Source organism: Phycisphaerales bacterium (assembly GCA_035627955.1).
In the GTDB taxonomy this organism is placed as follows: Bacteria; Planctomycetota; Phycisphaerae; order Phycisphaerales; family UBA1924; genus JAEYTB01.
The window spans coordinates 174292-186730 of record DASPKU010000015.1 but is presented as its reverse complement, the minus strand read 5'-3'; the positions used below and the strand labels follow the sequence as shown (position 1 = coordinate 186730).

The following is a 12439-nucleotide window of genomic DNA, read 5'->3' as shown; positions in this document are numbered from 1 at the left end:
GCGACACCCCCGGTTCCCAGCCGCGCATCATCTTGACCCCGGAGGGGTCGTCCTCCGCCTCGCGAGTCTCCTTTGACCCACAACGCACACTGACCCATACTGGGCGCGTTGAGCTTCCTCCTCGACATTCCGCGGTGGATGTTTCGCAGCACCCGCAGGTGGTGCTGGCACCGCCTGCGTCGCGGCGCACCCTACACCGCTGTTCCGGAAGACCTCTGGCGGCGAGTGATTCAGACAAACTTCCAAGCCTCTCTCCGCGGCTGTGGGCTTGAGCTCCGCCTTCTCACGTCCACTACCGCGCGGTTCGAATCACCGCTGCTAAGTCTCGAACTCCATCAGCAACCTTCGGTTCCTCCGCTGTGGACAGACATCGTCGCGACGCTCGAGGTCCCTTCGGTTGGGGTCATGACGCTCAACGAGGCGGACTCCTGTGCGGGACGATGGCCGTGGGGCTGGGATCCGGAACCCATTGCTGGTGACCCGTGGGAGTTCCGAGCAGAAATGCGGACCGTGGCACGTCGGGCATGCCGAGTGATGCGGTTCCTGCGGCGCTCAACCGACGCCCTCAAAAGGCTGGAGGATCACATCATCACGGTGCGCCACGAGTACGCCGAAGAAAAAACGAAACTCCTGCGTGACTTCGCTGACCACTGGACCAAGCTGGACGAGTATGTGGTTCTGGTGGACCCACTCCATGCGGGAAGTGCGTGCCCTGTGCATGTCCCCACCGGCGGGCTCACACTCTGGCTGGACGCCGGCGCTCCGTTCCAGGACTTCATCGTCTCGCGCATGGTGGAGGCGGGTGCGAGAGTCATCACGAAGAAGGAGCTTCCCGCACCTGTCTACTGCGAGTGGTCTCCCCCGCCTGATCCAGCCGAGTCTGAAGCGATTCTCGAAGAGATTCTCGGCCCTAAGCGCTGAGGCTCGCCCAGTTGCCAATCAGCTCCGCAGTCGCAACACCGAAGTTCTTTTTGGGAGGCTTCGCCCAGGTGTGGCGTGAAAGCTCTCCGTTCACCAAACGGTGCTTGCGCCACACCAGCAGGCTAGCCGTTGACCCAGCCGTGTCACCGGCGCGGCCCGCTAATGCCTCCCGCCGCCGCCCCCCGGCTGGCGACCCTTCTCTCGACTTTCCCCTTGCTCTTCTCCCTCAAACCCGTACCGTGCTGCACCTGCCTCGCACACCGGGGGCCCTTTGAAAAGAGCCCCCATGCGTCCCCTCCACCGCACCCTCGCTGTCCTTGCGCTCGTCCTTTCCGCGGCGCGGCCCCAGCGCTCGCTCAGGGCCTGACCACCTCCATCACCTACCAGGGCGAGCTTCAGGCCGCGGGCCTGCCGGTGCAGGGCCCGCAGGCCTTCGTGTTCAGGCTCTTCCCAACCCCCACCGGCGGCGCGCAGATCGGCGCCACCGTCCACCGCCCCGCGCAGCTGGTCGAGTCCGGCCGCTTCACCGCCGACCTTGACTTCGGCAGCACGCACTTCACCGGCGACGCCCGCTGGCTCGAGATCATCGTCAACGGCGAAACTCTCACGCCCCGCCAGCGCATCGCCGCCGCGCCCTACGCCATGTTCGCCCTCTCCGGCAACCCCGGCCCGCAGGGCCCCGCCGGCCCCATCGGGGCCACCGGCCCCCAAGGCCCCCAAGGCGTCACGGGCGCAACCGGCGCGCAGGGCGCCGCCGGGACGCAAGGTCCCCAGGGCGTCGCCGGCGCTCAGGGGCCGCAAGGAGCTCAGGGCGTCAGCGGTCCAGCCGGCCCCGCCGGCGCCTCGCCCTTCACCCTCAACGGCTCCACCGCGTACTACACCGCCGGCAACGTCGGCATCGGCACCAGCACCGCGAGCTACCCACTCACGGTCCGCGGCAGCAACAGCGGCGGCGTGCTCTGGGTGGAGAACACGTCGACAACCGAGACGTCCAATGCCATCCTGGCGCATTCCTCTGCGCGCCTCGGTGCCGGCGTGCGCGGCATCAACACCAACGACCTTGCCTGCTACGGGCTGCTCGGCGAGGCCATGTCCGGCCTGGGCCGCGGCGTCTACGGCGTCGGCGGCTCGATCGGCGTGCAGGGCAGCGGCGGTTCCATCGGCGTCTACGGCGCAACGACTGGCGCGAGCTCGCTCGGCAGCGGAGTCGAGGGCGTCACCACCGCGCCCGATGCCAACGGCGTGCTGGGTTTCCAGCAGTCCGCCACGGGGTCCGGCTCAGGCGTCACTGGCATCTCGAGCTCCCCGACCAGCAGCGCCGTCCTCGGAAGGGCCGACGCCCTGACCGGCGCACCCAACGGCGTGCGGGGCGAGTCCCGCTCGCCCACGGGCCTGGGCGTGCTGGGCTTTGGCAGCAGCCTGTCGGGCCTCAACTACGGCGTATGGGGCCAGTCCGCGTCAACCACCGGTCGAGGCGTCTACGGCTTCACCACCGCCACCTCCGGCGCCAACTACTCCATCTTCGGACAGAACGCCAGCCCCGACGGCCGCGCCGTCTACGGCTTCAACTCCGCCGCCAGCGGCAACGCCTACGGCGTCTACGGCCGCAGCCCCAACAGCCCCACCGGCTGGGCCGTCTGGGCCGACGGCCGCTTCGGCGCCAGCGGCACCAAGAGCTTCGTCATCGATCACCCGCGCCACCCCGCGAGCAAGCACATCAACCACTTCTGCGCCGAGGGCCCTCAGCCCTTCAACGTCTACACCGGCAACGCGCAGCTCGAGGCCGATGGCCGCGCGGTGGTCACGCTCCCCGACTACTTCGAGGACATCAACAAGGACTTCCGCTACCAGCTGACGCCTATCGGCGCCCCCGGCCCCATGCTGCACATCGCCGCGGAGGTCAAGGACAACCAGTTCACGATCGCTGGCGGCACGCCCAACAGCAAGGTCTCCTGGACCGTGACCGCCACCCGCAACGACGCCTGGGTCCGCGCCCACCCCATGGCCGACGTCACCGACAAGCTCCCCGAGCATCAGGGCACCTACCTCCACCCCGAACTCTTCGGCCAGCCCGACGACAAGCGAGCGAGCCCCGAGTAGGCCCAAAGGCAGACCAACCCTCACGCCCTCGCCCCCTCCCGTCCATAAGGGGCGATAAGCACCCCCCACCCACGAAATCCTTTCAGACCCGCGCCCCCTCCCTCCTACCTCCCCCGCCGCCGTACGTTCGCGCGGCCACGCAGAGAGAAGAGGGAGAGATATCCGCATGTTGAAGTCGTTCACCGCCGCCGCGGCTGCTATCAGCCTCGCCGCCATCGCCTCCGCCGATTACACCCCTATCGCCTGGGGCCTCGCCGGCGGCGCTCCCGTTGGCCGCTACTTCACCCGCACCGTCGACATCTCCGCCGACGGCCTCACCTTCGTCGGTCAGCTCGACAACGGCGACTTCCGCTACGTCAGCCCCACCGCCAACCTCGGCTTCGCCGGCACGGCCGGCGTCCTGGGCATGTCCACCGACGGCGCCCGCATCGTCGGCGGCACCCTCAGCACGCCCCCCGCGCAGTGGCTCCCCGCCACCGCCGTCAGCAACACGATGACCTCCTCGCCCCTGCCCCAGCCCGCCGGCAGCAACCTCCTCGGCCAGGCCTACCACATCGCCGCCAACGGCACTTACGGCATGGTCGCCAGCACCACCCACATCTGGGCGGTGAACGGCAGCAGCCGCACCAACGTCTCTCAGCTCATCACGACCCAGGGCGGCAGCTCCGGCGCCTACCGCGGCATCGCCGACGACGCTCCTGTCGCCATCATGCTCGCGTCCTTCAGCGGCAACAACACCAACATGTACCGCATCAACTACGCCACCGGCGCAGTGCAGGCCCTCAACCTCCTCCCCGGCGCCACCCACGGCGACGCCGGCAACCACGCCATCAGCCGCGACGGCACCATCATCGGTGGCAACGTGAACATCAGCTCCCTCGGCCGCCCCTGCTGGTGGGACGCCAGCGGCACCGCCCACCTCATCCCCAACTACACCAACGCTTTCACCAACTACTTCGGCGGCATGACCGCCCTCAACCTCACGGGCACGCTCGGTGGCGGCGGCATCTCCGGCCCCGGCGTCCCCAGCCGCGCCTTCCTCTACCACTTCGCCACCGACACCACGCTTGACCTCAACCAGGTCTACGCGAGCCTCCTGCCCGCCGGGTGGCGCCTCACGACCACCCAGCACATCAGCGACGACGGCTCGCGCATCTACTGCCTCGCCGTCGGCCCCGACAACGTCACCCGCAGCGTGATCCTTACCGGCAGCATCCCCGCGCCGGGCGCCGCCGGCGCCCTCGCCCTCGGCCTGTGCGCCTCCCTCCGCCGCCGCCGCAAGTGATCACCGCGCTCCGCACCATTCAAACCAACGAACCACCGCACACCGCAAATGCCTGAAGAGAGACACATCATGATCCGTTCCACCATCGCCGCCGCGCTGCTCGCCGCCTCCGCCTCCACCTCCCTTGCCGCGCCTACCACCTGGTACATCAACCAGCCCTGGGACTTCTACACCTCCAGCATCCCCGCGCAGGGCAACCTCGTCGGCTCCATCACCTTCGACCGTGACGTGTCGATCTACTACCCCCTCTCGTGGAGCTTCACCTTCCAGCACCACGACCCAATCTTCACGCCCTACTACCCGCTCACCATCAACGGCACCTACCCCAACGCCAGCAACTACCAGCACACCGGCTGGCTGCTCTGGGGCGGCCCCGTCGCCGGCGACTACCTCGCCATCACCTTCAACCTCACCGACGCCGTCCGCAACACCCTCATGGACGGCGGCCCCGAGCCCGTCAGCTTCGCCGCCTACGAGTACGTCTACCGCGGCGTCAACTCCTCCACCCGCATGATCAGCAACGGCTGGATGTCCACCGTCCCCACCCCCGGCGCCACCGCGCTCCTCATGGCCGGCGGCGCCATCGCCACCCGCCGCCGCCGCCGCTGATCTCACAACCCAGATCACACAACTCAGCTTCACCACCGAAGGCCGCGCGCCACCCCACACCGCGCGGCCTTCATCCATTTGCACATCCCATCTCCTGCCCGCCGACGTAGCCGCCCTCGCAGACCTCGCTGAAATACTCCCCCGTCACACACGGCAAAATCTCAAACTCAACCCCCACAGCCACTTCCCACTTGATCGGCGACGTTTGTGCGCAAACTCGTGGACATGCGCACAAGCCCCATTGCCCGCGCGACCACCACGAGGTAGGGTTCCGTACGGCCACCGCCCGGAGCCCCCACCATGCCGCTCGTCACCTCCGACATCCGAGTTCCGACATCCGACATCCCTCTCCCGCCCCTCTCCCCTCCCGACCAGGCCCTCGTCCTCTCCCTCATCCTCAGCGACTTCGACCTCCTCCACGCCGCCTCCGAGACCCGCATCCCGCCCACCGACATCCTCGCCCTCACCACCCGCCCCGACATCGCGGCCTACCTCACCGCCCACCGCGCCCTCACCCACGCCCGCCTCGAGCACCTCGCCCTCGCCACCCTCGAGCGTCTGCTCACGCCCCCGCCCCACCCCACCAAACAGCTCGACCACCACAACACCGAATCCCGCCGCAGCGCCACCACCATCCTCCGCGCGATCACCCAAGCGCGCCTGCAACTCACCCCAACGAGCCCGACGCGCCAGCGAGGGTTTTCTCCCCGCAGCCGCGCGCAAGCCCCCGAGCCCCACGCCACCACCAACTCACCCTCCGCGCCCACGCCCCCCGACTCGCATCCCTCCCATGACTCCCATGACTCCCATGACTCCCATGAGTCCTATCACCCCCACCCGCCCTCACCCACCCCACCCCCGCGCCCACAACCCCCCACCCCCAATCTCTCCCATTCCCCACCACGCACACCCGATACACCCAGCATGCGCCACCACACCGCCGCGGCCCTCCTGCTCGCACTCTCCATCACCGCTCTGGCCCCTCAACGTGCGCACGCTCAGTCCATCGAGCTCATCCCGCCCCCGACTGGCCGCCAGTTCGCGCTCCCCACCGCGATCAGCGCCGACGGCTCGGTCATCGTGGGCTCCTCCGGCATCCCAGGCCCTTTCGACGAGGACTGTCACGCCTTCCGCTGGACCGAAAGCACGGGCATCCAGGACCTCGGACTGCTCCCCGGCACTCAGGAGTCATGGGTTCTCGCGATCAGCGCAGATACGTCGACCATCGTGGGAGTTTGCCGAGGGCCATCGGATGACTACCGGTTCCGTGCCACCATCTGGCAGGCTGGCCGCATCGCTCCTCTACCGCTCCTTCCCGACGCCTGCGAGAACGCTCCGAAGGCAATCAGCGCCGACGGCGGCGTCATCGTCGGCTACACAGGGTTTCTATGTGAGAGCACGGCGTACTCCTACCGCGCCACGATGTGGTCGCGCTACCTCGGAGTCGTGGACCTCAACACACACTTGCCTTCGATCGGCGTAGATCTCACTGGTTGGGTCCTCCTCTTCGCCAGCGGTGTGAGCGCCGACGGCCGCATAATCATCGGGCAGGGCTACTACAACAACGCCCTGCACGGCTTCATCCTCACCCTCCCCCCGCCCTGCGGCGCCGCCGACTTCAACAACGACGGCGACACCGGCACCGACGCCGACATCGAAGCCTTCTTCGCCTGCCTCGGCGGCCACTGCTGCCCACGCTGCCCCGAAGCCGGCGCCGACTTCAACGCCGACGGCGACACCGGAACCGACCAGGACATCGAGGCCTTCTTCCGTGTCCTCGGCGGCGGCACCTGCTGACCGCTGCCGCAACCTCACCTACTCCTCTCATGACCCCCATGACTCCTCTGAGTCCTATGACTCCTATGAGTCTCATTCACCAGCGCTCCCAACCCACGTGGACCGCGCCCACAAAAAAATCTTTGCCCCACTCCGACCGTTTCCGAACCGTTTCCTGCGATTCCCAACCCCTCCTTCAAAAACCCCCAAAACCACCGCAGCGCACAGCGAAACCACGCGTATATCGTTTCCGAAACAACCAGCGCCCGACCGCCGCGAACACCAACCGAGTCCCGCGGCCACCGCCGGCGCGCTACCCGCGCACGCAACACCGCGTCCGCTAAACAAGGAACACTGAATATGCGCTCCCTCGCCCCGCTCGCTCTCGCACTGGCCGCGCTCGCCGCGCCCGCAACCGCCGGCGTCACGACCTACACCGTCGACTTCTTCCCCGAGGAGCCGGGCACCTACCTCCAGCAGCTCCGCTTCATGGGCCCCACCGAAGGCACCATCGTCGCCGCCCGCCTGCACATCGAGTTCACCACCAGCAACGGCTTCCAGGCCGAGAACTTTTACTGGGAGCTCTTCGCCCCCGTTGACAACGACGCCTTCGGCTACTGGGGTGTCACCGGCGCCGATCTCAACTGGCTCGGCGAGGGCACCTTCACCGCCACCATCAGCACTACCGACCTCAACGGCCCACTGGGCCAGCGCCTTTGGGCCTGGCACCTCTGGAGCCTCAACGACCCGCCCGAGGTCTCCGGCAGCTGGTCCATGACCAGCCGCGTTGAGATCGACATCGAGACCGGCAGCAACTGCGGAACCAGCGACTTCAACGGCGACGGCGACTTCGGCACCGATCAGGACATCGAAGCCTTCTTCGCCTGCCTCGGCGGCTCCTGCTGCGAGACCTGCTACGCCGGCGGCGCCGACTTCAACGGCGACGGTGATACCGGCACCGACCAGGACATCGAGAGCTTCTTCCGAGTCCTCGGCGGCGGCGCGTGCTGATCGACCAGTAAACGAACGAACCGGCCGGCCAACGCCGACCGGTTCGATTAGGAGAGGCAGTCAGTCAGCATGGCCCGCCGCCCAGGATGCGGAAGAACGCCTCAATGTCCGCGTCCGTGCCCACGTCGCCGTCACGGTTGTAGTCGGCGCTCGGGCAACCGGTGACGGTCAGCGTCGCGGGGTTCGAGTAGACCTGCCCGCACGCGTTGATGACGCAGTCATAGGTGCCCGCCTCGATCTCGGTGGCCGAGAGGATGTGGAGTTGGTTCGTATGGACCCCGGCGTAATGGTCACCCTCGGTGAGGAACTGGCCGTTGCGGCGCCACTGGTAGGTGGCGACAGGGCCGGTGGTGGTGGCCGCGATCTCGAATGACGCGTTACCGCCGAACTCGACCGCGGCGGGCTGCGGGTGCAGGTTGATGGTTCCTCCGCCCGCGTTGAAGAGGACCCGGATCGTGCCCGCGGTGGGATTGGAGACGGCCAGGTCGGGCGCGCCGTCGTCGTTGAAGTCGCCGACTGCGACCTGCGCCGCCCCAGCGCCGGTGGGGAACTGCAGCGGTGGCTGAACGTACGCGAAGGGGCCGGTCTGCTGGTAGACGTTCACGCGGCTGAGGTATGGAAGGATGAGCTCGGGGGTGTTGTCGCCGTTGATGTCGGCGATGGCGGGGAGCCATTGGAGGCCGGAGCTGGAGGTGTTGATCGGCGTCGCGGCCCCGAACGTCCCGCCACCCTGGTTCACGAGGACGTTTGCTCGGGCGAAGTTGGGCTGCATGTTGACAATGTCAACCTGGCCGTCGGAGTTGAGGTCAGCCGCGGCGATGGCGTTGCCGCCCACATTGTTGATGATCAGCTGAGGGTTGATGAGGTGCCCGTTGCCGTCATTGAACAGCGCGTAGAGGCCCGTGTTACCGGCGCCCATGATGATGGCGTCGGGCCGGCCGTCGAAGGTGAAGTCGGTGAGGAGCACGCCATTGGCCGGCACGGGCATCGCTGTGGAGAAGGTCTGGAGGAAGCCGCCACCCGGGTTGAGCAGCACGTCGACGCGCGAGGGCGTGGCGCAGGCGGTGACGAGGTCGGCGGTGCCGTCGCCGTCCATGTCGGCGCTGGCGACCTGACGCAGCTGGCCGGTGTGCTCCATGCCCATGTAGTGGAAGGTGTTCACGAAGTTGTAGTAGAGCTCGAGGCCCTGATCGGTGGTCACCGCGACGTCGGGGATGCCGTCAACCGTGATATCCGCGATGGCGATGTGGCGGGAGTTGGCCGACATGAAACCGTACTCGAGGCGCGGCGAGAAGACCCCTCCGCCGAGGTTGCGGAAGACCGACAGCGGGCCCGGGGTGTTGGGCGCGGTGATGATGTCGGGCCGGCCGTCCATGTTCACGTCGGCAACGGCGATCGCGAACGCGGCCGGGGCGAGCAGGTCGGGGCCGTTGTTGAAGCTGGGCGTGCACTGCGCCTGGGCGTGCGCGGCGGCGAGGGCGGCGAGGATGGCGGGGGTGATGGCGGTGCGTGTGGGCATGGCTGCGTTCCCTTTCATACGAGGCGGCGAGCGTAGCACGGGGGTCAATCCATGGGCGTGTGGTGCTCTTGCGAAGTAAGGGAGTGGTGCGGGGTTATGAGCCCTGCGGTGGGTTCTTATAGATTGGGTGCAACCGGCCGGCGAAATCCTTGGTAAGCTCTGGTACGCCCCGTTCGGGGCTTCCGGAGGTGACCCCATGCGTACGTGCCTGATGATCGCCGCGGTCCACGTGCGCCCTGGGTGGAGTTGCCGCGGGGCAGCTCAACATCACCAGCGTCTCTCAGGAGGTGAAGGCGCACGCCAGTCAGGGGTCGGCCGGGAGCATCGATGGCGGCCTCCAGCAGACGCTCAGCAACGAGCCTGGGCCATTCTCGGCGGACCACACATCCGTGAGCTGGCCCGCGTCGGCCCGCGCCATCATGACGGCGGATGCCGGGCCCACGCAGATCACGGCGACGGGCGAAGTCCGGTACGTTGCCAACACGACCTCGAGCCTCGTGCGTGCCAACGCCACGTCAGTCGTGGAGTTCAGCGTGGCGAGTCCCACGGAAGTGACGTTCACGGCGGCGCTCGTGACCTCGACAGGGATCCAATCGGGCGGCGGCGTGGCGGGGCGCGTGTACCGGACCGATGTGCTGCAGGGCGTCGCTGATGCGGTGTGGATGGGCTCGGCGAACCCTGATCCCACGGCCAACTTCCAGGGTGTGCTGCAGCCGGGGACCTACCGGTTCGAGCTGAGCGCCGGCTGGAGCAACTTCACTGTCTATCAAAACGTCAACGGCAAGTACAACGTGACCGCGACGCTCACCGTGGTGAACGCGCCACCCACGTGCGGCACCAGCGACTTCAACGGCGACGGTGACATCGGCACCGATCAGGACATCGAGGCGTTCTTCGCGTGCCTGGGCGGGTCATGCTGCGACACGTGCTATGAGGGCGGCGCCGACTTCAATGGTGACGGCGATACCGGGACCGACCAGGACATCGAGAGCTTCTTCAGGGTGCTGGGCGGGGGGGCGTGTTGATCCGCCTGTGTCGGTTTGATCAGCGGCGGCGGCGGGCGATCAGTTGGGCGAGCAGGAGCGGGGCGAGGGCGCTGGGCGCGGGGATTGCGCCGACGGTGATGGGTGTGCCGGGCTGGGATTCCCACGCGACCTCGTGGATGCGGGCGCGGAAGTAGCTGTAGTCCACCAGCGGCTGGCCCTCGATGAGTGAGACGAGCTCGTATCGCGCCCACGCGAAGTGCGGCTGTGCCTGAGAGTCGTAGGTGCGCAGGCCGATGTAGCCGAACGGGTTGGCGGTGGTGGGGGAGCCGGGCATCCAGTGCGACCAGAGGATGGGGCCGTCCTGGGCGGTGATGTGCTCGTGCTGGCTGTGGCCGAGAGTGACGTCGGACGCGAAGGTGGAGGCCGGGCCGATGGTGGCGCCGAAGCCGGGGCGTGGGCTCACGAGGTCGCTGGTGGGATGGAACGAGTGGGCGAGCAGGCGGTGCTCGTGCACCTGGAAGGGGCCGGGACCGAACATGAAGAAGCCGACGTTGTGGATGCCGTCGCCGGTCAGGTCGAGGGAGTTGTTGTCGGCATCGAGGGGCGTTGAGAACACGCGGTGGATGATGGCGGCGTCGGCCCCGGTAGCAGCAGCGGCGAGGAGCACGGAGACGGCGATGACGCGGGGGCTGCAACGCATCGGGGTGGCCTCCTGGAATACTGATGGGATGGTGCAGTATGCGCTGTGCCGCGCGTAGCGCGCTAAAAAAGTTCGTGCCGAGGGCTGACTGATAGTTGACCTTTGTGTCGCATGCACCTGTGGAGTGCGCGATCGGGTGCCCGACTCGGGGAGGGCTGGGCATGCAGGCGCGGACCATCGGCGTGGTTTCGGCGGGTGCGGTTGTGGTGCTGGCGGGGCGGTGCCTTGGGCAGGGGGCGTGGGAGCTGGTGAGCTCGCCGAGCCCTGGGGCGACGGTGAACTCGCTGCGGGCGGTGTCGGCGGTGTCGGCGGGCGAGGCGTGGGCGGTGGGGGCGAGCGGCGGGACCGTGACGTTGCCCCTGGTGCTGCGGTTTGACGGGGCCTGGGCAGCGGTGGCGCCGCCGAGCTTCCGCGGGATGGGCATCAACCCTTCGCTCATCGCGTGCGCGGCGTCGCCCGCGGGCACTTTGTGGCTGGGCGGGGATGTGGATGATCAGAACCCCCTGACTAGCAACCGGCCGGTGTTCGCGCGGCGGAGCGGCAGCGGGTGGGTGGTGAGCGCGGCGACGCTGCGGCCGCAGAGCGAGTACCCGTACGGCGCGCGGGGCGGGAGCGTGGCGGACCTGTGCGTGATCTCGGACAGTGATGTATGGGCGGTGGGCCACGCGAACGGCTTTGGGGACGGCCTGGGCACGGGCGTGACGATGGCGCTGCACTTCGACGGGTCGACGTGGACGGACGTGCCGATGCCGAACCCGGCGAACCGGACGACCTATGTGACGGGCGTGAAGGGGTTCTCGAGCAGCAATGTGTGGGCGGTGGGGTATGGGCTCTCGAATGGGCAGCCGTGGCGCGGGTTTGTGTTCCGGTGGAACGGGTCGGCGTGGTCAACGGTGAGCAACCCGGCGACGGACGGGTTCGACACGTACCTGCGGTGCATCGACGGCGTCGCGCCCGATGACCTGTGGGCGGCGGGGAAGACGGGGAGCGCGCCGCTGTTCATGCACTACGACGGGTCGTCGTGGTCGGTGGTGCCGGGGCCGGTGAGCGCGAGCAGCGCCACGGTGACGAGGCTGGTGGCGCTGGCGAGCGATGACGTGTGGGCGGCGACGGCGCTGCCGAGCGTGTACTACCACTGGAACGGGAGCGTGTGGAGCGAGGTGCAGCCTGGCGCGGTACCGACGGCGGCATCGCGGGTGGTGAACGCGCTGACGCGGGTGCCCGGCGGAGGTGCGTGGGCGGTTGGGAACTGGAGCAACGGGACGAAGTCGTTCACGCTGACCGAGCGGCTGGTGGCGGCGCCCGCGTGCGGGACGAGCGACTTCAACGGGGATGGTGACGCCGGGACCGACCAGGACATCGAGGCGTTCTTCGCGTGCCTGGGCGGGAGCTGCTGCGCGTGGTGCTACGCGGGCGGCGCCGACTTCAATGGCGATGGCGATACCGGGACCGACCAGGACATCGAGAGCTTCTTCAGGGTTTTGGGTGGGGGGAGCTGCTGATGCGGTGAGGGGGCCGGCGGTCATCGTCAG

Annotated in this window: 10 protein-coding genes; 8 read left to right on the top strand and 2 right to left on the bottom strand. The window is 68.1% G+C overall.

Annotated elements, in window-relative coordinates; genetic code table 11:
- Positions 1-405 precede the first annotated feature (405 nt).
- The 6 genes from VD997_13520 (at position 406) to VD997_13495 (ending at position 7702) form a co-directional block, all read left to right on the top strand.
- Positions 406-921 (top strand): hypothetical protein, encoded by a 516-nt coding sequence (locus VD997_13520; GenBank protein HYE63010.1) that lies wholly within the window; start codon positions 406-408, stop codon positions 919-921.
- 414 nt (positions 922-1335) lie between these two features.
- The gene (locus tag VD997_13515; GenBank protein ID HYE63009.1) at positions 1336-3021 is read left to right on the top strand and encodes a hypothetical protein; all 1686 of its coding nucleotides are present in this window, start codon (positions 1336-1338) and stop codon (positions 3019-3021) included.
- A 166-nt stretch (positions 3022-3187) separates the two neighbouring features.
- The gene (locus tag VD997_13510) at positions 3188-4306 is read left to right on the top strand and encodes a hypothetical protein (GenBank protein HYE63008.1); all 1119 of its coding nucleotides are present in this window, start codon (positions 3188-3190) and stop codon (positions 4304-4306) included.
- Positions 4307-4375: 69 nt separating this feature from the next.
- Entirely contained in the window at positions 4376-4915 is a 540-nt protein-coding gene (locus VD997_13505; protein HYE63007.1) for a hypothetical protein, read from the top strand.
- A 300-nt stretch (positions 4916-5215) separates the two neighbouring features.
- Positions 5216-6712, top strand: coding sequence for a hypothetical protein (locus VD997_13500; protein ID HYE63006.1), 1497 nt, complete (start codon positions 5216-5218; stop codon positions 6710-6712).
- Positions 6713-7051: 339 nt separating this feature from the next.
- Entirely contained in the window at positions 7052-7702 is a 651-nt protein-coding gene (locus tag VD997_13495; protein HYE63005.1) for a hypothetical protein, read from the top strand.
- A gap of 64 nt (positions 7703-7766) precedes the next feature.
- On the opposite strand, the gene VD997_13490 is transcribed toward VD997_13495, so the two are convergent.
- Positions 7767-9221, bottom strand: coding sequence for an FG-GAP-like repeat-containing protein (locus VD997_13490; GenBank protein HYE63004.1), 1455 nt, complete (start codon positions 9219-9221; stop codon positions 7767-7769).
- Positions 9222-9508: 287 nt separating this feature from the next.
- Here VD997_13490 and VD997_13485 point away from each other — a divergent pair, with 287 nt between their 5' ends.
- The gene (locus VD997_13485) at positions 9509-10246 is read left to right on the top strand and encodes a hypothetical protein (protein ID HYE63003.1); all 738 of its coding nucleotides are present in this window, start codon (positions 9509-9511) and stop codon (positions 10244-10246) included.
- 19 nt (positions 10247-10265) lie between these two features.
- Here the strand turns inward: VD997_13485 and VD997_13480 are convergent, their stop codons facing one another.
- Positions 10266-10907, bottom strand: coding sequence for a hypothetical protein (locus VD997_13480; GenBank protein ID HYE63002.1), 642 nt, complete (start codon positions 10905-10907; stop codon positions 10266-10268).
- A gap of 161 nt (positions 10908-11068) precedes the next feature.
- Here VD997_13480 and VD997_13475 point away from each other — a divergent pair, with 161 nt between their 5' ends.
- The gene (locus VD997_13475; protein HYE63001.1) at positions 11069-12409 is read left to right on the top strand and encodes a hypothetical protein; all 1341 of its coding nucleotides are present in this window, start codon (positions 11069-11071) and stop codon (positions 12407-12409) included.
- Positions 12410-12439: the final 30 nt, after the last annotated feature.

Bases quoted from the DNA above. Each gene is read 5' to 3' on its own strand.
- VD997_13520 (HYE63010.1), top strand. From the start codon at position 406: ATGACGCTCAACGAGGCGGACTCCTGTGCGGGACGATGGCCGTGGGGC.
- VD997_13510 (HYE63008.1), top strand. From the start codon at position 3,188: ATGTTGAAGTCGTTCACCGCCGCCGCGGCTGCTATCAGCCTCGCCGCC.
- VD997_13505 (HYE63007.1), top strand. From the start codon at position 4,376: ATGATCCGTTCCACCATCGCCGCCGCGCTGCTCGCCGCCTCCGCCTCC.
- VD997_13500 (HYE63006.1), top strand. From the start codon at position 5,216: ATGCCGCTCGTCACCTCCGACATCCGAGTTCCGACATCCGACATCCCT.
- VD997_13495 (HYE63005.1), top strand. From the start codon at position 7,052: ATGCGCTCCCTCGCCCCGCTCGCTCTCGCACTGGCCGCGCTCGCCGCG.
- VD997_13490 (HYE63004.1), bottom strand. From the start codon at position 9,221: ATGCCCACACGCACCGCCATCACCCCCGCCATCCTCGCCGCCCTCGCC.
- VD997_13480 (HYE63002.1), bottom strand. From the start codon at position 10,907: ATGCGTTGCAGCCCCCGCGTCATCGCCGTCTCCGTGCTCCTCGCCGCT.
- VD997_13475 (HYE63001.1), top strand. From the start codon at position 11,069: ATGCAGGCGCGGACCATCGGCGTGGTTTCGGCGGGTGCGGTTGTGGTG.